This is a genomic window from Faecalibacterium sp. DFI.5.82, from assembly GCF_029076575.1.
GTDB lineage: Bacteria > Bacillota > Clostridia > Oscillospirales > Ruminococcaceae > Faecalibacterium > Faecalibacterium duncaniae.
In genome coordinates this window covers 1-298 of record NZ_JARFIS010000836.1, presented here as the reverse complement: position 1 = coordinate 298, position 298 = coordinate 1, and the positions used below count along the sequence as shown (strand labels likewise).

Genomic DNA, 298 nt, shown 5'->3' with positions numbered 1-298 from the left:
ATATAAATCCAGCTCTCCATTCCATCTACTAACATAGGAATATGTACACCTCTGTCTGCCGCATCATGCAGTGCTCCTAAGATCAATTTTCCACTTTCATCGGATTGAAATGCAAAAGTAGAAAGAATAATTTCCTTTTTTGCATTCTTGATCAAACGCACTCTTTGTAAAAGCGCTTCTGGATTATTTTCTATGATTACTGCCCGTTCTGTATTTTCACTGCATTCGTTCCATGACCCATTTTTTGTTTCTTTTTTGGTTGTATTGGACACTTCCAGCTGCTTTTTATATGCAACGC

Annotated in this window: 1 protein-coding gene; it reads right to left on the bottom strand. The window is 37.2% G+C overall.

Annotated features, from left to right (window positions below):
• Window positions 1–298, bottom strand: a 298-nt coding sequence (locus P0G09_RS19135; protein WP_275253461.1) for a phospholipase D-like domain-containing protein, incomplete at both ends; no start/stop codon positions are given.